Here is a 19,092-nt window from a genome sequence, read left to right as displayed (position 1 = left end):
GGCTCGGTCTCATCGGTTATATCTCGGTTCGATGTCCCCTATAGGAGCAGCCTTCGGCAGCTCCTACAGGCTTGCTTCAATTAATGCGTGCGGGTCACTTTGCTCAGGTGGCGCGGCTGATCCGGGTCCATGCCACGGGCCACCGCCAGACCGGCGGCCATCACGTAGAAACTCTGGATCGCCAGAATCGGATCAAGGGCCGGGTGTTCGGCGCGGGTCAGGGTCAGGTCGCGCTCGGTCACGTCATCCGGCGCGGCCAACAACACACGGGCGCCGCGCTGACGCATTTCTGCCGCGAGGCTCAACAGGCCAGCCTGCTCGGCACCGCGTGGGGCGAAAACCAGCAACGGATAGTGTTCGTCGATCAGTGCCATCGGGCCGTGACGCACTTCGGCGCTGCTGAAGGCTTCGGCCTGAATCGCCGAGGTTTCCTTGAATTTCAGCGCCGCCTCTTGGGCGATGGCAAAACCGGCACCGCGACCGATGACCATCAAACGCTGGCAATCGCGCAGTGCTTCGATGGCCACGCTCCAGTCCTGTTTCGCCGCTTCGCGCAGGCCTTCCGGCAGGGCGTTGCCGGCTTCGAGCAATTCGCTGTCCTCTTTCCAGTGCGCGACCAAACGGGCGCTGGCGCTGAGGGTGGCGATAAAACTTTTGGTCGCGGCGACGCTGCTTTCAGTCCCGGCGAGCAGGGGAACGCTGAATTCACACGCGGCTTCCAGTGGCGAATCGGCGGCGTTGACCATCGACACACTGAGCGCGCCACGCTTGCGCAACAGGCGCAGGCTGTTGACCAGATCCGGGCTTTGCCCCGACTGGGAAAAGGCGAACGCGACCTGACCGCTGACCTTCAACGGCGCCTGCTGCATGGTCACCACCGACATCGGCAACGACGCCACCGGTACGCCGAGTTGCTGCATGGTCAGGTAGGCGAAGTAGCTCGCAGCGTGGTCGGAACTGCCGCGCGCCACAGTCATTGCCACTTGCGGTGGCTGACGGCGCAGGCGCCCGGCAATTTCGATCATTTGCGGGTCGAGCTGTTGCAGTTGGGCTTGCACGGCCTCGAACGAGGACAGCGCCTCCTCAAGCATTTTTGAAGTCAATGTCTTCTCCTTCGACCATGACGGCGGTCAGTGTGAGTGAGCGATCCAGCCGCACGCAGTCGGCCCAGGCCCCTGGTTGCAGGCGCCCGCGTTCGTTGATGCCGAGGTAGTCGGCGGGAAATTGCGACAGGCGCTGCGAGGCCTCGGCGAGCGGCAAACCAATCTTCACCAGATTGCGCAGGGCCTGATCCATGGTCAGGGTGCTGCCGGCCAACGTGCCGTCGGGCAGGCGTACGCCGCCCAGGCATTTGGTCACGGTGTGGCTGCCGAGCTTGTATTCACCGTCGGGCATGCCAGCGGCGGCGGTCGAATCGGTGACGCAATACAGGCACGGGATCGAACGCAAGGCCACGCGGATCGCACCGGGATGCACGTGCAGCAAATCCGGAATCAGCTCGGCGAATTTGGCGTGGGCCAGCGCGGCGCCGACGATGCCCGGCTCGCGGTGATGCAGCGGGCTCATGGCGTTGTAGAGGTGGGTGAAACTGGTCGCGCCGGCATCGAGGGCGGCGACGCCTTCTTCGTAACTGCCGAGGGTGTGGCCGATCTGCATGCGCACGCCACGGCTGCTCAGCTCACGGATCAAACCGTCGTGGCCGGCGATTTCCGGGGCGATGGTGATCACCCGGATCGGCGCCAGTGCCAGATATTCTTCGACTTCGGCCATTAACGCGGTGTGGGCGAAGTTCGGTTGCGCGCCGAGTTTTCCCGGATTGATGTACGGGCCTTCGAGATGTACGCCGAGGACTCGCGCGGCACCTTGCGGACGCTGTTCGCAGAACTCTCCGACTTCTTTCAAGACACTGGAGATCTCGGCGCTCGGCGCGGTCATGGTGGTGGCCAGCAGCGAGGTGGTGCCGAAACGCACGTGGGTTCTGGTGATCGTCTCGAAGGCGCTGGCGCCTTCCATGATGTCTTTGCCACCGCCGCCGTGGACGTGCAGATCGATGAAACCCGGCAGCAGATACGGCAGGTCATTGTCGGCCGGATCGCAGGGCACGCCTTCGATCGACACGACTTTGCCGTGTTCGTGGACCAGCCGGCCGCGAATCCAGCCGCTGGCGGTAAGGATGTTGTCTTCGGACATTTTGGTTCTCGCTTGTGACTGCGCTTATCGACGCAGCTCTTTATCTACGAAGCTCTGCAACAAAGTCGTAGTAGTCGTTGCGGCAATAGGTGTCGGTGACTTCGATCGGGGTGTTGTCTTCGAGGTAGCCGACCCGGGTCATCAGTAACATCGCGGTGCCGGGGGCAATGCCGACCAGCGCGGCGAACTCGTCAGAGGCGTTGATCGCCTGGATGTGCTGCAGGGCGCGGACGATCGGCTTGCCGATGCCGTCGAGGTATTCGTAGAGCGAATCGCCGACCAGTTGCGGCTTGGGCATGATCGAGGCGGGCAGGGTGCTCATTTCGATGGCCATCACCGTGTCATCGGCTTTGCGCAGACGCTTCATGCGCGCGACCTTGTCGTTGGGCGACAGGCTGAGGCGGATCAGTTCTTCGTGGGTCGGCAGGGTGACTTCGCGTTCCAGCCATTGCGAACTGGGCACGAAGCCCTTGAGGCGCAGCATCTCGCTGAAACCCGAAAGGCGCGACAGCGGTTGTTCGAGGCGAGGGGTGATGAAGGTGCCGGAACCTTGCAGGCGACGGATCAGGCCTTGATCGAGCAGGACTTCCAGCGCCTTGCGCGCAGTCACCCGGGAGATGCCCAGTTGCTCGCTGAGGTTGCGTTCCGAAGGCATCGCCTGTTCGGACTTCCACTGCCCGGCATGAATCGCTGCTTCCAGATTGCGCGCTAGCTGCAGGTACAGCGGCGTCGGCTGAGAGTCGTCCGGGCGTAGGGTATGAAGGTCGTTCATGTAGGGCATTTCCGTCGCGAGTATAGGATTGTTGTGGCTCGCTTGTGGGGCGGAAATTAATACCACTTGAATACCATGTCAACGCGCGAAAATAGGCTTTGGCCCAATGGAATGGCGGGTTTTAGGGGGTGTGGTTTCAAGTGGTATTAGTGTTGGCCTATAAAAAGCAAAAGATCGCAGCCTGCGGCAGCGCCTACAGTTGAGAGTGGTATCACCTCTGTAGGCGCTGCCGCAGGCTGCGATCTTTTGGTTTATTTTTTTGCAGGTGACCAGTGGTCAGGGTTTAAGGGCGAATTTCGACCATCGTGCCGTCCGGCACCAGGTTCCATACTTCGCGCATATCAACGTTGCGCATGGCGACACAGCCGTCAGTCCAGTCGAGGGTGTGGAACAGGTCTTCCGGGGTCTCTTCCGAATCCGGCGTGCCGTGGATCATGATCATCCCGCCGGGCTCGACGCCTTCACGCCGGGCGCGGGCCGAATCGCTGATGTTCGGGTAGGAAATGTGCATCGACAGATTGAATTTGTCGCTGGTCTTGCGCCAGTCGATCCAATAGAAACCTTCTGGCGTGCGCTTGTCGCCCTCTATCAGCTTCGGGCCTTTCTTCGCGCCTTTGCCCAAGGAAATGCGATAGGTCTTCAACGGCTTGCCGTCGGCGATCAACTGCAGTTGATGGGCCGCTTTGAGCACCAGGACTTTCTCGATGAGCGGGGTATTCGACGGCGTCACGGTGGTCACGAAGGACGCTTGGGAGACGGTAACGAACGACAGGCAAAACAGGGCAAGCAACCAGCGCATTGAAACGATTCCCCAGGGAGTGACGCGGATAACCAACATTTTATATGTATGTGTACAGGTAGGAGCTGCCGAAGGCTGCGATCTTTTTGTCGGCCATCACGCCAATGTCTTGATTAAATAATGACCGGCTGCGCCAACGGAGGAATCGATTCCGACCGAACCGGATACGCCTCGATACGCCGATCAGCGAAGAAGCATTCTAAGGTACGTCCCACCGTGCGGAAAGCCAGCTCGTCCCAGGGAATGTCGGCTTCGTCGAATAGTTGTACTTCGAGGCTCTCGGGGCCGGCGGCAAAGTCCAGGTCGACCAGTTCGGCGCGGAAGAACACATGCACCTGACTGATGTGCGGTACGTCGATCAGCGTGTAGATACTCAGGTTGCGCACCCGGGCGCAGGCTTCTTCGGCAGTTTCGCGTACGGCGGCCTGCTCGATGGTTTCGCCGTTCTCCATGAAGCCGGCGGGCAAGGTCCAGTAGCCGAGACGCGGCTCGATGGCGCGGCGGCAGAGCAACACTTTCGTGCCCCAGGTCGGCACGCAACCGGCGACGATATTGGGGTTTTGATAGTGAATGGTCTGACAGCTGTCACAGACAAATCGCAGCCGCGAATCGCCTTCGGGAATGCGCTGGGTGACCGGGTTACCGCAGTGGCTGCAAAATTTCATGCTGGGCTTCCTGAATGCTGCGCCTATCTTGGCGTGCAGCGGTGCCGGTCGGCAAGTTGTCGTTTCGCGACACGGCGGGTTTCGGGGGCTTGGGCGCTTGCAACGATTGGTGCATGATGCAGAGTAAGGCACAGATCGAGAACACTCATGCTGGACGAGCTACTGCATAGGGTTAGCAACCACACACCGCGCACGCTGGAGACCGACACCCGTTTCCCCGAGGCCGCCGTTCTGGTGCCGATCACCCGCAGTGACGAGCCGGAACTGGTACTGACCCTGCGCGCCAGCGGGCTCTCGACCCACGGCGGCGAAGTCGCGTTCCCCGGTGGCCGTCGCGACCCGGAAGACCCCGACCTGATCTTCACCGCGCTACGCGAAGCCGAAGAAGAGATCGGCCTGCCACCCGGCCTGGTTGAAATCATCGGCCCGCTCAGTCCGCTGATCTCCCTGCACGGCATCAAGGTCACGCCTTATGTCGGCGTCATCCCTGATTTTGTCGAGTATCTGGCCAACGATGCCGAGATTGCTGCGGTGTTCACTGTGCCGCTGGAATTCTTCCGCAAAGACCCCCGTGAACACACGCACCGCATCGACTATCAGGGTCGCAGTTGGTACGTGCCGAGCTACCGCTTTGGCGAGTACAAGATCTGGGGGCTGACGGCGATCATGATCGTCGAGTTGATCAATCTGCTCTATGACGCCAAGATCAGCCTGCACCAACCGCCGAAAAGCTTTCTTGATATTTGAACGCATCAATACCTGAGCCATCGGCAGAATGGCCATTCACCGTGAGCCCTGAGGAAAACAAGATGAAATACCGCTTGGGCGACGCCCGTGTCGAGACCCATCCACAAAGCTGGGTTGCCCCCAATGCCGTACTGGTGGGCAAGGTCAAACTCGAAGAGGGCGCCAACGTCTGGTTCAACGCCGTGCTGCGCGGCGACAACGAACTGATCCTGATCGGCAAGAACAGCAACGTCCAGGACGGCACGGTGATGCACACCGACATGGGCTTTCCGCTGACCATCGGTACCGGCGTGACCATCGGCCACAACGCCATGCTCCACGGCTGCACCGTCGGCGATTACAGCCTGATCGGCATCAACGCGGTGATTCTCAACGGCGCGAAGATCGGCAAAAACTGCATCATTGGCGCCAACTCGCTGATTGGCGAAGGCAAGGAAATTCCGGATGGTTCGCTGGTGATGGGCTCGCCGGGCAAAGTCGTGCGCGAACTGACCGAGCCGCAGAAGAAGATGCTCGAAGCCAGCGCCGCCCACTATGTGCATAACTCGCAGCGCTATGCCCGCGATCTGGTTGAGCAGGAAGAATGAACACAGCCGAAAGACCGGTCGCCTCGCCGTGCGTGAATATTTGTGCGCTGGATGAGGATGACATTTGTACTGGCTGCCAGCGTACGGTCGCGGAGATCACCCGCTGGGGCCGTATGACCAACGACGAGCGCCGCGTGGTGCTGGGGTTGTGTCATGAGCGGGCGAAGGCGAGTGGGTTGGTGTGGATGATCCCTTCGAAATCGTGATCGGCTTGAGGGTGCCCTCACCCTAACCCTCTCCCAGGGGGAGAGGGGACTGACCGAGGTGTCTTTCGCTATACGCCGACCTGAACGATTGAGTCGAGCTCAGGTTTGAAAAGCCCCCGATCGGCTCCCTTTCCCCTCGCCTGAAGGAACGGGATTGTTCGAGCTGCACCGAACTGCGTTATCGAGTCGAACTCGGGAGTCGATTCAACGAAGATCTGCTCCCTTTCCCCCTCGCCCCCTTGGGGGAGAGGGCTGGGGTGAGGGGGTAGCTCTTGATCTGCCGGTCCAGTAATCTGTGCGCCAATCTGACAGGTCACCTCCATGATTTTCCTCATCGCCTACATCAGCAGCGTTGTGCTGATCAACTTCGCCTTCTCCACCGCGCCACACCTGGACATCATCTGGTCGGCCTGGGGCGGCTTGGTGTTCGTGCTGCGCGATATGGTGCAAACCCGCTTCGGCCACGGCGCGATCGGCGCGATGCTGGCGGCGCTGGTGCTGTCTTACGTCACCTCCGATCCTTCCATTGCCCTGGCCAGTGCCACGGCGTTCGCGGTCTCCGAGTGCATCGACTGGCTGGTGTTCAGCATCACCAAACGGCCGCTGCGCGACCGCTTGTGGATCAGTTCGGCGCTGAGTATTCCGCTCGATACCTTCATCTTCTTCGGCATGATCGACCTGTTGACGCCGCCGGTGATCATCACCGCTCTGGCTTCGAAATTCGCCGGCGTCACTGCCGTCTGGCTGATCATGGCCTGGCGCGAGCGTAAACAGGCCGTCGCCGGCTGAAGCCAAAGCCTCAGGTTCATGTAAAATGCCGCGCTTTCTCCCCATGGAAAGCGCGTCTGGCGTTGCTTTCCTCGATGATCCGCTTCTTTGAGGACCTGAGATGACCCGTATCGGAACTCCATTGTCGCCAACCGCGACCCGCGTATTGCTGTGTGGCTGTGGTGAGTTGGGCAAGGAAGTGGTGATCGAGCTGCAACGCCTGGGCGTTGAAGTGATTGCCGTCGATCGCTACGCCAATGCGCCAGCCATGCAGGTTGCCCATCGCAGTCACGTGATCAATATGCTCGACGGCGCTGCCCTGCGTGCCGTGATCGAAGCCGAGAAGCCGCACTTCATCGTGCCGGAAATCGAAGCGATCGCCACCGCCACGCTGGTCGAACTGGAAGCCGAAGGCTTCACCGTGATCCCGACCGCACGCGCTGCGCAACTGACCATGAACCGCGAAGGCATCCGTCGTCTGGCTGCTGAAGAGCTGGATCTGCCGACCTCGCCGTACCACTTTGCCGACACCTTCGAGGACTACAGCAAAGCCGTTCAGGACCTGGGCTTCCCATGCGTCGTCAAACCAGTCATGAGTTCGTCGGGCAAAGGCCAGAGCCTGCTGCGTAGCGCTGATGACGTGCAGAAGGCATGGGATTACGCGCAAGAGGGCGGTCGCGCCGGCAAAGGCCGGGTGATCATCGAAGGTTTCATCGATTTCGATTACGAGATCACCCTGCTGACCGTGCGCCACATCGGCGGCACCACGTTCTGCGCGCCGGTCGGTCACCGTCAGGAGAAGGGCGACTATCAGGAATCCTGGCAGCCGCAAGCCATGAGTCCGATTGCCCTGGCTGAGTCCGAGCGCGTTGCCAAAGCGGTAACTGAAGCGCTGGGTGGTCGTGGTCTGTTCGGCGTTGAGCTGTTCATCAAAGGTGATCAGGTGTGGTTCAGTGAAGTCTCGCCGCGTCCGCATGACACCGGCCTGGTGACCTTGATTTCGCAGGATCTGTCGCAGTTCGCGCTGCACGCTCGGGCAATTCTAGGCCTGCCGGTGCCGCTGATCCGTCAGTTCGGGCCGTCGGCTTCGGCGGTGATTCTGGTGGAAGGGCAGTCGACGCAGACCGCATTCGCCAACCTCGGCGCTGCTCTGAGCGAGCCGGATACGGCGTTGCGTCTGTTTGGTAAGCCGGAAGTGAATGGCCAGCGCCGCATGGGCGTGGCGCTGGCGCGGGATGAGTCGATCGAGGCTGCTCGTGCCAAGGCGACCCGCGCTGCTCAGGCTGTTGTGGTCGAGCTTTAAACCGAGTCGCGACATTCGCGAGCAGGCTCGCTCCCACAGGGAAATGCATTCCAATGTGGGAGCGAGCCTGCTCGCGAAGCTTTTGATCTTCTGTCAGGCAACCTGATTCAGGTCGTTATTGCGGGTTTCCTTCAAGCACAGCACCGCAATCAAACTCAGCACCGCCGCCCCCGACACATACCCGCCGACATAACTCAAACCGCCCATCGCCACCAGTTTCTGCGCAAAGAACGGCGCCGCCGAGGCCCCGACAATGCCGCCCAGGTTATACGCCGCCGAAGCGCCGGTATAACGCACGTGGGTCGGGAACAGTTCAGGCAACAGCGCRCCCATCGGTGCGAATGTCACCCCCATCAAAAACAGCTCGATGCACAGAAACAGCGCCACGCCCCAGGTCGAACCCTGAGTCAGCAACGGCTCCATCAGGAACCCGGACAGAATCGCCAGCACGCCACCGATGATCAGCACCGGTTTGCGCCCGTAACGGTCGCTGGCCCAGGCTGACAAAGGTGTCGCGGCAGCCATGAACAGCACGGCAAAACACAGCAGCCCGAGGAAGGTTTCGCGGCTATAGCCAAGTGTGGAAACCCCGTAACTCAGGGAGAACACCGTCGAGATATAGAACAGCGCATAACAGACCACCATCGCCGCCGCGCCCAGCAATGTCGGCGCCCAGTACTGACTGAACAGCTCGACCAGCGGTATTTTCACCCGCTCCTGGCGAGCGATGGCGTTGGCGAACACCGGTGTTTCATGCAGTTTCAATCGCACATACAGACCGACCATCACCAGCGCTGCGCTGAGCAGAAACGGAATCCGCCAGCCCCAACTGCGGAACTGCTCGTCAGTGAGAGTCATGGCCAGGGTCAGGAACAGCCCGTTTGCTGCGAGAAAACCAATCGAAGGCCCGAGCTGCGGGAACATGCCGAACCACGCACGTTTGCCCTTCGGCGCGTTTTCCGTGGCCAGCAATGCAGCGCCACCCCATTCACCGCCCAATCCCAGGCCCTGTCCGAAGCGCAGCACGCACAGCAGAATCGGCGCCCAGGCGCCAATCGTGGCGTAACCTGGCAGCACGCCGATCAGCGTCGTACACACGCCCATCAACAGCAGCGAGGCAACCAGCGTCGACTTGCGCCCGATACGGTCACCGAAGTGGCCGAACAGCGCCGAACCCAGCGGTCGAGCGAGGAAGGCAATKCCGAAGGTCAGGAACGCCGACAGCATCTGCGCGGTGCCAGAGGTCTGTGGAAAGAACACCGGCCCGATCACCAAAGCGGCGGCGGTGGCGTAAACATAGAAGTCGTAGAACTCGATGGCCGTGCCGATAAAACTTGCCGTGGCCACGCGGGTGGCGGAGTTGGTCGGCTGGGCAGGCGCGGTGGCGCTGTAAGCGGTACTGGTCGTCATGCGGTGATCCCTGACAGTCATGAGCTCCATTGGAGCGAATTATTATGGTCGAGCACCCAGGGATGTGGGATGAGGCGCGGTCGCTGTTTCAGGTAGGAACAGTCGCCGGAGTACAACAGAAATGGCCGAAACCTGTTGGGTGCGGGGTAAGCACAAGGTTCGGCGGGGGCTTGGATAAGCGTTTCGATTATAGGAAGGAGGCTAACAATCAAACAAGAGCAAAAGATCGTCCGAACGCGGCCCGATCTTTTGATTTTTATCGGGCAGGCACCAAAGCAGGCACAGAAGAGGTATGCCAAATCAGCACTTTGCTAACCCGGTTCTCTTCAGTCTCAAGAATTTCCAGCCGATAGCGCCCGATCTTCAAGCAAACGGCACTTTCCGGAATCGTCTCCAGCGCTTCAGTCACTAGCCCATTCAGCGTTTTCGGCCCATCGCTCGGCAAATGCCAACCCAGGCACTTGTTCAACTCGCGGATCGACGCGGCACCGTCAATGACCATGCGGCCATCGCCCTGTGGATGAATATGCGGATTATCCAGACTGTGCTCGCTTTCAAACTCGCCGACGATTTCTTCGAGAATGTCTTCCAGCGTGACGATGCCGAGCACTTCGCCGTACTCATCCACGACCATGCCCAGGCGCCGCTGCTGCTTGTGGAAGTTCAGCAGTTGCAGTTGCAGCGGTGTGCTTTCCGGCACGAAGTACGGTTCGTAACTGGCGGCCAGCAGTGCTTCGCGCGACAGATCGCCGTTGTTCAGCAGGTGCCGGATCTGGCGGGTGTTGAGCACCGCTTCAACCTGATTGATGTCGCTATGGAACACCGGCAGGCGTGTGCGCTTGTTATGTCGCAGTTGTTCGATGATTTCTTCGATCGAGTCATCGAGGTTGATGCCGTCGACGTCACTGCGCGGCACCAGAATGTCGTTGACCGTAATATTGTCCAGCGCATGAATGCCTGAGACCGGGTGCGCGCGCACTGGATGCTCTGGATCCTCGTAGCGATCGGCGGGCGAGTCATCTTCGCTTTGCTGCACGACCTGAACCTTGCGCGCAAACGGAGTCATCAGCAAACCGCTGATACGGCTGAACAGCCAGGCAAACGGATAAACAATCTTCAGCGGCACCGCCAGCAAGGTATTGCCAAACGCCAGCACCGCATCGGGGTAGCGCTGGGCAACCGTACGCGGGAAGTAATCGGCAAACACCAGCAGGATGGCGCCGGCACCGAGGCACGCAGCCCATGGGCCGTTTTCTTCGCAGAGGAAAATCGCCAGCAGTGTCGCGATGACGACCGCGAGAGCGCGGCACAGGGTATTGCAGAGAATAAGGCTGTCGAGCGGGAAGCTCAGCTTCGCCAGCGGCTTATCGCTGGCGCGCGAGGCGGTGCGTTGCGCAAGCAGGTGCTGCTGCGCGATTTCGACGGCGGTAAACAGCCCCGACCATAAAATCAGCAGGACAAATACCGCGAGCATCGGCCCTAGGGGCAAACCGTCCATTTATGCCGCCCGTCAGATGTGCAGGATGTATTCACGAACCAGTTTGCTGCCGAAATACGCCAACATCAGCAGGCAGAAACCGGCGAGGGTCCAGCGAATCGCCTTGTGACCGCGCCAGCCGAGGCGATTGCGGCCCCACAACAACACGCTGAAGACGATCCAGGCCAGGCACGCCAGCAGGGTCTTGTGCACCAGATGCTGGGCGAACAGGTTCTCGACGAACAGCCAGCCGGAAATCAGCGACAGCGACAGCAGTGTCCAGCCGGCCCAGAGGAAGCCGAACAGCAGGCTTTCCATGGTTTGCAGCGGCGGGAAATTCTTGATCAGCCCGGACGGGTGCTTGTGTTTGAGCTGGTGGTCTTGCACCAGCAGCAGCAAGGCCTGGAACACCGCGATGGTGAACATGCCGTAGGCGAGGATCGACAACAGAATGTGCGCGAGGATGCCCGGCTCTTCGTCGATGATCTGCACGGTGCCGGCCGGCGCGAACTGCGCCAGCATCACGGTGATCGCGCCCAGCGGAAATAGCAGCACCAGCAGGTTTTCCACCGGGATTCGCGAGCAGGCAATCAGTGTCAGCGCGATCACTGCCGCGGCAATCAGACTCGAGGCGCTGAAGAAGTCCAGGCCCAGACCGATCGGGGTCAGTAGATGCGTGAGCAGGCTGGCAGCGTGGGCCACCACGGCGAGAGCGCCGAGGCTAACCAGCAGGCGTTTGTTCGCCTTGGCACCAGTGGCCAGACGAGTGCTCTGATAAAGGGTCGCAGCGGCATATAGAAGGGCGGCGGCGAGAGTGGTCAATAAACTGGGTGACAAGGGGAGCATAAATCCTGTTAGGCAGGCCCGAAAGGGGCTGAGTTTGGCATAGAACCGCCATGGCACGAAAGACTCAGGAAGCTGACAGCGAGGTGTCCGCCAGCCGCAGTCTTCGCTATAATCCGCGACCTGCCCACGCCGCAGGCTCGCCGAGCACATGTTGATTCCGGTCTGGGCCGCCATTATCCCGGTCTACACAGGGCCTGAAAGGATCGCGCAATGTTTGAAAACTTAACCGACCGTCTCTCGCAGACGCTGCGCCATGTCACCGGCAAGGCGAAGCTGACCGAGGACAACATCAAAGACACCCTGCGTGAAGTGCGCATGGCGTTGCTCGAAGCCGACGTCGCCCTGCCGGTGGTCAAGGACTTCGTCAATTCGGTCAAGGAGCGCGCTGTCGGCACCGAGGTGTCGCGCAGCCTGACGCCGGGCCAGGCGTTCGTGAAGATCGTCCAGGCCGAACTCGAAAGCCTGATGGGTGCGGCCAACGAAGATTTGAATCTGAGCGCTGTGCCGCCCGCCGTGATTCTGATGGCCGGTTTGCAAGGTGCGGGTAAAACCACCACCGCTGGCAAACTGGCGCGCTTCCTTAAAGAGCGCAAGAAGAAGTCGGTCATGGTCGTGTCGGCGGACGTCTACCGTCCTGCGGCGATCAAGCAGCTGGAAACCCTGGCCAGCGACATCGGTGTGACGTTCTTCCCGTCCGACCTGAGCCAGAAGCCGGTCGACATCGCCACCGCAGCTATTAAAGAAGCAAAACTGAAATTCATCGACGTGGTCATCGTCGATACCGCCGGTCGTCTGCACATCGACGAAGAGATGATGGGTGAGATCAAGGCGTTGCACGCCGCGATCAACCCGGTCGAAACCCTGTTCGTGGTTGACGCCATGACCGGTCAGGATGCGGCCAACACGGCCAAGGCCTTCGGTGATGCACTGCCGCTGACCGGTGTGATCCTGACCAAGGTCGACGGCGACGCCCGTGGCGGTGCCGCCCTCTCGGTACGCGCCATCACCGGCAAGCCGATCAAGTTCATCGGTATGGGCGAGAAGAGCGAAGCGCTCGATCCGTTCCACCCTGAGCGTATCGCCTCGCGGATTCTCGGCATGGGCGACGTGCTCAGCCTGATCGAACAGGCTGAAGCGACGCTCGACAAGGACAAGGCCGACAAACTGGCCAAGAAGCTGAAGAAGGGCAAGGGCTTCGACCTCGAAGACTTCCGCGATCAGCTGCAACAAATGAAGAACATGGGCGGCCTCGGCGGGCTCATGGACAAACTGCCGAGCATCGGCGGCGTCAACCTGTCGCAAATGGGCAATGCCCAGAACGCCGCAGAGAAGCAGTTCAAGCAGATGGAAGCCATCATCAACTCCATGACCCCGGCCGAGCGCCGCGACCCTGAGCTGATCAGCGGTTCGCGCAAGCGTCGGATCGCCATGGGTTCCGGCACCCAGGTGCAGGACATCGGTCGCTTGATCAAGCAGCACAAGCAGATGCAGAAGATGATGAAGAAATTCTCCGCCAAGGGCGGTATGGCGAAAATGATGCGCGGCATGGGCGGAATGTTGCCCGGCGGCGGCATGCCAAAAATGTAAGGTGTCCCGTCTCATCCATTTCACTCGCCAAAAGTGAGTGAAATGGGTGAGACGGGATACTGGAATCTCGCCGGTCGTCGCACCGGCGCAGGCCCCGCAAGGATGCGGGATCAACAGCAAACCCGCACTCGGCGGGAGCTGACTGGCCGTTTTCATCGACGGCTCTATATGCAGATCTGCACGGCATGCCATAGGCGCCGGAAAAAGTCATTTGCAAAAGTCCGGATATTCCTTAGAATATGCGGCCTTTCGGGCACCCATGCCCGCTGTGCATTTAGATTTGCAGCACCGACTACAGGAACGATGTTCACATGCTAACAATCCGTCTTGCCCTTGGCGGCTCCAAAAAGCGCCCGTTTTACCACCTGACCGTAACCGACTCGCGTAACCCGCGTGACGGCTCCCACAAAGAACAGGTTGGTTTCTTCAACCCTGTTGCACGTGGTCAGGAAACCCGTCTGTCCGTGAACCAAGAGCGCGTAGCCTACTGGCTGAGCGTTGGTGCACAACCTTCTGAGCGCGTTGCTCAGTTGTTGAAGGAATCTGCCAAGGCTGCGGCCTGAGCAATATGAACGCGACGCCTGCTGTTGCCGATGATTTGATCGTTATTGGCAAAATTTATTCTGTTCATGGCGTTCGCGGCGAAGTGAAGGTTTATTCCTTTACTGATCCGACTGAAAACCTGTTGCAGTACAAAACCTGGACGCTCAAGCGCGAAGGCAATGTGAAACAGGTCGAGCTGGTCAGTGGACGCGGGAACGACAAGTTTCTGGTCGCAAAGCTCAAGGGTCTTGATGATCGTGAAGAAGCTCGTCTTCTGGCCGGTTATGAGATCTGCGTGCCGCGCAATCTGTTCGCTGAATTGACCGAAGGCGAGTACTACTGGTACCAGCTGGAAGGTCTGAAGGTCATCGACACCCTTGGGCAATTGCTCGGGAAAATCGATCATCTTCTGGAAACCGGCGCCAATGATGTAATGGTCGTCAAGCCTTGCGCTGGCAGCCTGGATGATCGCGAACGCCTGTTGCCCTATACGGAGCAATGCGTGTTGGCTGTCGACCTGGCCGCGGGCGAGATGAAGGTGGATTGGGACGCGGACTTCTAAACGTGGCTAATTTGCGCGTAGAAGTGATCAGTTTGTTTCCCGAGATGTTTTCCGCCATCGGCGACTACGGCATCACCAGTCGTGCGGTCAAACAGGGGCTCTTGCAGCTGACCTGTTGGAATCCGCGAGATTACACGACGGATCGGCATCACACTGTGGACGATCGCCCGTTTGGCGGTGGTCCGGGCATGGTGATGAAGATCAAGCCCCTGGAAGATGCTCTGGTTCAGGCCAAGGCAGCAGCCGGGGAGGCGGCGAAGGTGATTTACCTGTCCCCCCAAGGCCGTCAACTGACTCAGTCGGCGGTACGCGAGCTGGCACAATCGGATGCATTGATCCTGATTGCCGGCCGCTATGAAGGCATTGACGAGCGCTTTATTGAGGCTCATGTCGATGAAGAGTGGTCGATTGGCGACTATGTACTGTCTGGCGGCGAGCTGCCGGCCATGGTCCTGATCGATGCGGTTACACGACTGCTGCCTGGAGCTTTAGGGCATGCGGATTCCGCTGAGGAAGATTCCTTTACGGATGGTCTGCTGGATTGCCCGCACTACACCCGACCTGAGGTGTATGCGGATCAGCGTGTTCCCGACGTGTTGCTGAGTGGCAATCACGCGCATATCCGGCGTTGGCGTTTACAGCAGTCCCTTGGTAGGACCTTTGAACGACGCGCCGATCTTCTGGAAAGCCGCTCGCTTTCTGGAGAAGAGAAGAAGCTGCTCGAGGAATACATCCGCGAGCGGGACGATAGTTAACAACGTATCGATGGTAGATCGAACGATTTACCTTAGGAGCACAGCATGACCAACAAAATCATCCTTGCACTCGAAGCAGAGCAGATGACCAAAGAAATCCCTACCTTCGCCCCAGGCGACACTATTGTCGTTCAGGTGAAAGTGAAGGAAGGCGATCGTTCCCGTCTGCAAGCGTTCGAAGGCGTTGTAATCGCCAAGCGTAACCGCGGCGTGAACAGTGCGTTCACCGTTCGTAAAATCTCCAACGGTGTTGGCGTAGAACGTACTTTCCAGACCTACTCCCCGCAGATCGACAGCATGGCTGTTAAACGTCGCGGTGACGTACGTAAAGCCAAGCTGTACTACCTGCGCGACCTGTCGGGTAAAGCAGCTCGCATCAAGGAAAAACTGGCTTAAGCCCAGCTTCCGATGCAGAAAAAAGCAGCCTACGGGCTGCTTTTTTGTTGCCTGCAATTTATTCACCGTACTTTCGTTTCAGGCCAGAACCATGACTCCCCGCGACCAGGAAATCCAGCGCCGTACCGAACTCTCGGTAACTCGCGTAACCAAAGCCGTCTTCCCGCCGACCACCAACCACCACAACACCCTGTTCGGCGGCACAGCGCTGGCATGGATGGACGAAGTGTCGTTCATCACCGCCACGCGTTTCTGCCGCTTGCCGCTGGTGACCGTGTCGACTGACCGTATCGACTTCAACCACGCGATCCCGGCCGGTTCCATCGTCGAGCTGGTCGGGAAGGTGATCAAGGTCGGCAATACCAGCCTCAAGGTCGAGGTGGAAGTGTTTGTCGAGAGCATGAGCTGTGATGGCCGCGAGAAGGCGATTCATGGGCAGTTCAGTTTTGTTGCTATTGATGATGACAAGCGGCCGGTGCCGGTGCTGCCCGGGTTTGCTGCCTGATCCAGATTAGAGTCGAGCCTTTCGCGAGCAAGCTCGCTCCCACAGGAAGTGTGTCGTTCACAGTTTTTATGTTCGACACGAACCCTGTGGGAGCGAGTTTGCTCGCGAAGGCGTCAGCTCAGGCGCCGCTGGCCTCAGGCTGAATCAACGCCAGCAGCGTCCACCCGGATCCTGGTTTCAAAGCAGTCTCCGGCGTCACCACATGCACCCACCCGCTGTCATCGCGCATAAACAGCAAGGTCGCACGATTACCATGCAGCGCGCGGTAATCCTCCCAGCCAAAACCATCCGTCAGCGTCGTGCTGTATAACTCCGCACCCTGGCCCATCTGGCTGGCGAGTTTCGCGTAAGTAAACGCCTCGCTGCCCAACTGATTGCCACGATGTTCAAGGCTGGCGCGGTGCTTGTCACTGCGGCGGCTTTCATGGCCGCTGGCCAGACCGAACAGGCGCTGATGGCCGAAATCATGCCGAAAGCGCATCGCCGCCAGGGTATTGAGTTCACCCGACGGCGACAGCGCCAGCAAATGCCCCAGTCCGACCAGATCCAGATGCGCATCGGCATGCTGCGAGGCCGGATTGCCGAAGTAAGTCGGTAATCCTTCCATGCGCGCCGCACGAATATTTTCCCAGCTCGAATCGGTCAGCAGCACGCGACTGCCCAGTTGCTGCAACGACTTGGCCAAATCGCGCGCGGGGCTGTTGGCGCCGACGATCAGAAATCCGCTCGGCGCCGGCTCCGCGACCTTGAGCAGTCGGGCCAGTGGCCGCGCAGTCGCACTTTGCAGGACCACAGTGCCGATGATCACCGCAAACGTCAGCGGCACCAGCAGCAATGCTCCCTCGTGCCCGGCCTCATGCAGGCGAATCGCGAAAATCGCCGACACCGCCGCTGCAACGATCCCGCGCGGCGCAATCCAGCACAGCAACGCGCGCTCACGCCAACTCAGGCTGGAACCGGCCGTGCTGAGCAGCACGTTCAGCGGTCGAGCGATCAGTTGAATCACCAACAGCAGAATCAGCACCAGCGGCCCCAGTCCGATCAGCGCGTACAAATCCAGGCGCGCCGCCAACAGGATGAACAGCCCGGAAATCAGCAGCACACTGAGGTTTTCCTTGAAGTGCAGGATGTGCCGTACATCCACACCTTTCATGTTCGCCAGCCACATGCCCATCAGCGTTACCGCCAGCAGGCCGGATTCATGCATCACTTCGTTGGCGGCAATGAAAATCCCCAGCACCGCCGCCAGCGAGGCGAGGTTATGCAGATACTCCGGCAGCCATTGCCGGCGGATCACGGTGCCGAGCAGCCAGCCACCGACAATGCCGAACACCGCGCCGCAGAGAATCACCCCGCCAAAGGTGAACAGACTCTGCTTGAGGCCGTGCCCTTCGGCGCTGGCAATGATGAAGCTGTAAACCACCACGGCGAGGAGGGCGCCGATCGGGTCGATAACGATGCCCTCCCAGCGCAAAATGTTGGCGATCGAGGCTTTCGGCCGCACCACGCGCAGCATCGGCACGATGACGGTCGGGCCGGTGACCAGTGTCAGGCTGCCGAACAGGATGGCCAGCATCCAGTCGAAGCCGAGCAGAAAATGCGTGGCGACCGCGATGACGATCCAGGTCGAGATCGCGCCAATGGTCACCAGACGATGAACGACGCTGCCGATCTCCTTCCACTCCGACAGGTGCAGGGTCAAGCTGCCCTCAAACAGAATCAGCGCGACCGCCAGCGACACCAGCGGCATCAGCAGCGGCCCGAACATCTCCTGTGGATCAAGCCAGCCCAGCACCGGGCCGACCAGAATCCCCGTCAGCAACAGAAACAGAATGGCCGGCAACTTCAGGCGCCAGGCCAGCCATTGGCAACCCAGCGCGGCCGCGCCGATCCCGCCAAATGCCAAGAGTATTTGCTGCTCGTTCATTGATGCTCCCTGTTCCTTGAATTAGCGGGCTATGAAAGACTAGCGCCCATTCCTACAGTTCACTCTACATTTGCGCACAGTCTTGAGGCTGTGTGACTTGAGCGCCCATGCCTGCCATCGACCATCCACTGATTGATCAATTCCTCGACGCTTTATGGCTGGAGAAAGGCCTGTCCGATAACACCCGTGGCGCTTATCGCAGTGATCTGGCGCTGTTCAATGGCTGGTTGCAGGAGAAAAACCTGGAACTGATCAATGCCGGCCGTGAGCTGATCCTTGATCACTTGGCCTGGCGTCTGGAGCAGAACTACAAACCGCGCTCCACTGCCAGATTTCTTTCCGGGGTGCGTGGCTTTTATCGCTATTTGCTGCGGGAAAAGATGATCAGCGTCGACCCGACATTGCGCGTCGACATGCCGCAACTCGGTAGGCCTCTGCCCAAATCGCTGTCGGAAGCCGACGTCGAGGCGTTGCTCAAAGCGCCGGACCTGAGCGAAGCCATCGGTCAGCGAGACCGCGCCATGCTCGAAGTGTTGTATGCCTGTGGTTTGCGCGTGACAGAACTGGTCAGCCTGACGCTGGAACAGGTCAACCTGCGTCAAGGTGTGTTGCGGGTGATGGGCAAGGGCAGCAAGGAACGGCTGGTGCCCATGGGCGAAGAGGCGATCGTCTGGGTCGAGCGCTATATGCGTGACGGTCGTAGCGAATTGCTCGGTGGCCGCCCCAGCGATGTGCTGTTTCCCAGTCAGCGTGGCGAGCAGATGACCCGTCAGACCTTCTGGCACCGGATCAAGCACCAGGCCAAGGTTGCCGGGATCGGCAAGTCGCTGTCGCCGCACACCTTGCGCCATGCGTTTGCCACGCACTTGCTCAACCATGGCGCGGATTTGCGCGTGGTGCAGATGTTGCTCGGCCACAGCGACCTCTCTACTACACAGATCTACACCCACGTCGCCCGCGCTCGATTGCAGGATCTGCACGCCAAACACCACCCGCGCGGCTGAGCAACAATCCTTGTAGGAGTGAGCCTGCTCGCGATAGCGGTAT

Annotated in this window: 21 protein-coding genes; 12 read left to right on the top strand and 9 right to left on the bottom strand. The window is 59.8% G+C overall.

All coding sequences use genetic code 11. The annotated features are described in order from the left end of the window. Positions 1-80: 80 nt before the first annotated feature. The 5 genes from AC1DVF_RS24910 to AC1DVF_RS24890 all read right to left on the bottom strand — a co-directional run bounded on the left by AC1DVF_RS24910 (position 81) and on the right by AC1DVF_RS24890 (position 4,426). Positions 81-1,103, bottom strand: coding sequence for an SIS domain-containing protein (locus tag AC1DVF_RS24910; protein ID WP_460089953.1), 1,023 nt, complete (start codon positions 1,101-1,103; stop codon positions 81-83). After that, positions 1,084-2,190: an N-acetylglucosamine-6-phosphate deacetylase gene (gene nagA / locus AC1DVF_RS24905; RefSeq protein ID WP_460089955.1), complete on the bottom strand. Its 1,107-nt coding sequence runs from the start codon at positions 2,188-2,190 to the stop codon at positions 1,084-1,086. The genes AC1DVF_RS24910 and nagA overlap by 20 nt, the downstream gene beginning before the upstream one ends. Before the next feature lie 40 nt (positions 2,191-2,230). Continuing rightward, on the bottom strand, positions 2,231-2,962 hold the full coding sequence (locus AC1DVF_RS24900; protein ID WP_116254598.1) for a GntR family transcriptional regulator: 732 nt from the start codon (positions 2,960-2,962) through the stop codon (positions 2,231-2,233). 283 nt (positions 2,963-3,245) lie between these two features. After that, the gene (locus tag AC1DVF_RS24895; protein ID WP_007909004.1) at positions 3,246-3,761 is read right to left on the bottom strand and encodes a L,D-transpeptidase family protein; all 516 of its coding nucleotides are present in this window, start codon (positions 3,759-3,761) and stop codon (positions 3,246-3,248) included. 113 nt (positions 3,762-3,874) lie between these two features. Continuing rightward, positions 3,875-4,426: an NUDIX hydrolase gene (locus tag AC1DVF_RS24890; protein ID WP_007909002.1), complete on the bottom strand. Its 552-nt coding sequence runs from the start codon at positions 4,424-4,426 to the stop codon at positions 3,875-3,877. Positions 4,427-4,573: 147 nt separating this feature from the next. On the opposite strand from AC1DVF_RS24890, the gene AC1DVF_RS24885 reads away from it, so the two are divergent. The 5 genes from AC1DVF_RS24885 to purT all read left to right on the top strand — a co-directional run bounded on the left by AC1DVF_RS24885 (position 4,574) and on the right by purT (position 8,037). Next, complete coding sequence (locus tag AC1DVF_RS24885; RefSeq protein WP_099758082.1) at positions 4,574-5,173, top strand: CoA pyrophosphatase; 600 nt, start codon at positions 4,574-4,576, stop codon at positions 5,171-5,173. A gap of 62 nt (positions 5,174-5,235) precedes the next feature. Beyond that, on the top strand, positions 5,236-5,760 hold the full coding sequence (locus AC1DVF_RS24880) for a gamma carbonic anhydrase family protein (protein ID WP_034154816.1): 525 nt from the start codon (positions 5,236-5,238) through the stop codon (positions 5,758-5,760). Then, positions 5,757-5,966: a DUF1289 domain-containing protein gene (locus AC1DVF_RS24875; RefSeq protein WP_093436849.1), complete on the top strand. Its 210-nt coding sequence runs from the start codon at positions 5,757-5,759 to the stop codon at positions 5,964-5,966. Before AC1DVF_RS24880 ends, AC1DVF_RS24875 begins: the two co-directional genes overlap by 4 nt. Before the next feature lie 321 nt (positions 5,967-6,287). Further along, positions 6,288-6,755: a preQ0 transporter gene (locus tag AC1DVF_RS24870; protein WP_477783302.1), complete on the top strand. Its 468-nt coding sequence runs from the start codon at positions 6,288-6,290 to the stop codon at positions 6,753-6,755. A gap of 100 nt (positions 6,756-6,855) precedes the next feature. Beyond that, positions 6,856-8,037, top strand: a complete 1,182-nt coding sequence (purT, locus tag AC1DVF_RS24865) for a formate-dependent phosphoribosylglycinamide formyltransferase (protein WP_003221968.1) — start codon at positions 6,856-6,858, stop codon at positions 8,035-8,037. A 93-nt stretch (positions 8,038-8,130) separates the two neighbouring features. Here purT and AC1DVF_RS24860 read toward each other — a convergent pair whose 3' ends face one another. The 3 genes from AC1DVF_RS24860 to AC1DVF_RS24850 form a co-directional block, all read right to left on the bottom strand. Continuing rightward, positions 8,131-9,447: an MFS transporter gene (locus AC1DVF_RS24860; RefSeq protein WP_186621928.1), complete on the bottom strand. Its 1,317-nt coding sequence runs from the start codon at positions 9,445-9,447 to the stop codon at positions 8,131-8,133. Between the two features lie 256 nt (positions 9,448-9,703). Continuing rightward, on the bottom strand, positions 9,704-10,945 hold the full coding sequence (locus AC1DVF_RS24855; RefSeq protein ID WP_477783301.1) for a transporter associated domain-containing protein: 1,242 nt from the start codon (positions 10,943-10,945) through the stop codon (positions 9,704-9,706). A 12-nt stretch (positions 10,946-10,957) separates the two neighbouring features. After that, positions 10,958-11,770, bottom strand: a complete 813-nt coding sequence (locus tag AC1DVF_RS24850) for a cytochrome C assembly family protein (RefSeq protein WP_186621949.1) — start codon at positions 11,768-11,770, stop codon at positions 10,958-10,960. A 210-nt stretch (positions 11,771-11,980) separates the two neighbouring features. On the opposite strand from AC1DVF_RS24850, the gene ffh reads away from it, so the two are divergent. The 6 genes from ffh to AC1DVF_RS24820 all read left to right on the top strand — a co-directional run bounded on the left by ffh (position 11,981) and on the right by AC1DVF_RS24820 (position 16,118). Next, on the top strand, positions 11,981-13,357 hold the full coding sequence (gene ffh / locus AC1DVF_RS24845) for a signal recognition particle protein (RefSeq protein ID WP_093436823.1): 1,377 nt from the start codon (positions 11,981-11,983) through the stop codon (positions 13,355-13,357). Positions 13,358-13,668: 311 nt separating this feature from the next. Beyond that, complete coding sequence (rpsP, locus tag AC1DVF_RS24840; RefSeq protein ID WP_016986371.1) at positions 13,669-13,920, top strand: 30S ribosomal protein S16; 252 nt, start codon at positions 13,669-13,671, stop codon at positions 13,918-13,920. 5 nt (positions 13,921-13,925) lie between these two features. Continuing rightward, a complete protein-coding gene (rimM, locus tag AC1DVF_RS24835) occupies positions 13,926-14,462 on the top strand; it encodes a ribosome maturation factor RimM (protein WP_093436819.1) in 537 nt (178 codons plus the stop codon). 2 nt (positions 14,463-14,464) lie between these two features. Then, on the top strand, positions 14,465-15,217 hold the full coding sequence (trmD, locus tag AC1DVF_RS24830; protein WP_008081628.1) for a tRNA (guanosine(37)-N1)-methyltransferase TrmD: 753 nt from the start codon (positions 14,465-14,467) through the stop codon (positions 15,215-15,217). Positions 15,218-15,262: 45 nt separating this feature from the next. Beyond that, entirely contained in the window at positions 15,263-15,613 is a 351-nt protein-coding gene (gene rplS, locus AC1DVF_RS24825; protein ID WP_003175895.1) for a 50S ribosomal protein L19, read from the top strand. Positions 15,614-15,704: 91 nt separating this feature from the next. Next, on the top strand, positions 15,705-16,118 hold the full coding sequence (locus tag AC1DVF_RS24820) for an acyl-CoA thioesterase (RefSeq protein ID WP_093436815.1): 414 nt from the start codon (positions 15,705-15,707) through the stop codon (positions 16,116-16,118). Between the two features lie 118 nt (positions 16,119-16,236). Here the strand turns inward: AC1DVF_RS24820 and AC1DVF_RS24815 are convergent, their stop codons facing one another. After that, positions 16,237-18,045 carry a cation:proton antiporter gene (locus tag AC1DVF_RS24815; RefSeq protein ID WP_099758085.1) on the bottom strand — a complete coding sequence of 603 codons (1,809 nt, stop codon included), beginning with the start codon at positions 18,043-18,045 and terminating at the stop codon, positions 16,237-16,239. A gap of 107 nt (positions 18,046-18,152) precedes the next feature. On the opposite strand from AC1DVF_RS24815, the gene xerD reads away from it, so the two are divergent. Next, positions 18,153-19,049, top strand: a complete 897-nt coding sequence (gene xerD, locus AC1DVF_RS24810; protein ID WP_093436805.1) for a site-specific tyrosine recombinase XerD — start codon at positions 18,153-18,155, stop codon at positions 19,047-19,049. Positions 19,050-19,092 lie beyond the last annotated feature (43 nt).

The organism is Pseudomonas sp. P4_D7 (assembly GCF_056401755.1).
The sequence above is the reverse complement of the archived record's forward strand: the minus strand, read 5'-3'. Positions and strand labels throughout refer to the sequence as shown.

Excerpts from the sequence above, each read along its gene's own strand:
- nagA (WP_460089955.1), bottom strand. The coding sequence starts at position 2,190 with ATGTCCGAAGACAACATCCTTACCGCCAGCGGCTGGATTCGCGGCCGG.
- AC1DVF_RS24900 (WP_116254598.1), bottom strand. The coding sequence starts at position 2,962 with ATGAACGACCTTCATACCCTACGCCCGGACGACTCTCAGCCGACGCCG.
- AC1DVF_RS24895 (WP_007909004.1), bottom strand. The coding sequence starts at position 3,761 with ATGCGCTGGTTGCTTGCCCTGTTTTGCCTGTCGTTCGTTACCGTCTCC.
- AC1DVF_RS24890 (WP_007909002.1), bottom strand. The coding sequence starts at position 4,426 with ATGAAATTTTGCAGCCACTGCGGTAACCCGGTCACCCAGCGCATTCCC.
- AC1DVF_RS24885 (WP_099758082.1), top strand. The coding sequence starts at position 4,574 with ATGCTGGACGAGCTACTGCATAGGGTTAGCAACCACACACCGCGCACG.
- AC1DVF_RS24880 (WP_034154816.1), top strand. The coding sequence starts at position 5,236 with ATGAAATACCGCTTGGGCGACGCCCGTGTCGAGACCCATCCACAAAGC.
- AC1DVF_RS24875 (WP_093436849.1), top strand. The coding sequence starts at position 5,757 with ATGAACACAGCCGAAAGACCGGTCGCCTCGCCGTGCGTGAATATTTGT.
- AC1DVF_RS24870 (WP_477783302.1), top strand. The coding sequence starts at position 6,288 with ATGATTTTCCTCATCGCCTACATCAGCAGCGTTGTGCTGATCAACTTC.
- purT (WP_003221968.1), top strand. The coding sequence starts at position 6,856 with ATGACCCGTATCGGAACTCCATTGTCGCCAACCGCGACCCGCGTATTG.
- AC1DVF_RS24855 (WP_477783301.1), bottom strand. The coding sequence starts at position 10,945 with ATGGACGGTTTGCCCCTAGGGCCGATGCTCGCGGTATTTGTCCTGCTG.
- AC1DVF_RS24850 (WP_186621949.1), bottom strand. The coding sequence starts at position 11,770 with ATGCTCCCCTTGTCACCCAGTTTATTGACCACTCTCGCCGCCGCCCTT.
- ffh (WP_093436823.1), top strand. The coding sequence starts at position 11,981 with ATGTTTGAAAACTTAACCGACCGTCTCTCGCAGACGCTGCGCCATGTC.
- rpsP (WP_016986371.1), top strand. The coding sequence starts at position 13,669 with ATGCTAACAATCCGTCTTGCCCTTGGCGGCTCCAAAAAGCGCCCGTTT.
- rimM (WP_093436819.1), top strand. The coding sequence starts at position 13,926 with ATGAACGCGACGCCTGCTGTTGCCGATGATTTGATCGTTATTGGCAAA.
- rplS (WP_003175895.1), top strand. The coding sequence starts at position 15,263 with ATGACCAACAAAATCATCCTTGCACTCGAAGCAGAGCAGATGACCAAA.
- AC1DVF_RS24820 (WP_093436815.1), top strand. The coding sequence starts at position 15,705 with ATGACTCCCCGCGACCAGGAAATCCAGCGCCGTACCGAACTCTCGGTA.
- AC1DVF_RS24815 (WP_099758085.1), bottom strand. The coding sequence starts at position 18,045 with ATGAACGAGCAGCAAATACTCTTGGCATTTGGCGGGATCGGCGCGGCC.
- xerD (WP_093436805.1), top strand. The coding sequence starts at position 18,153 with ATGCCTGCCATCGACCATCCACTGATTGATCAATTCCTCGACGCTTTA.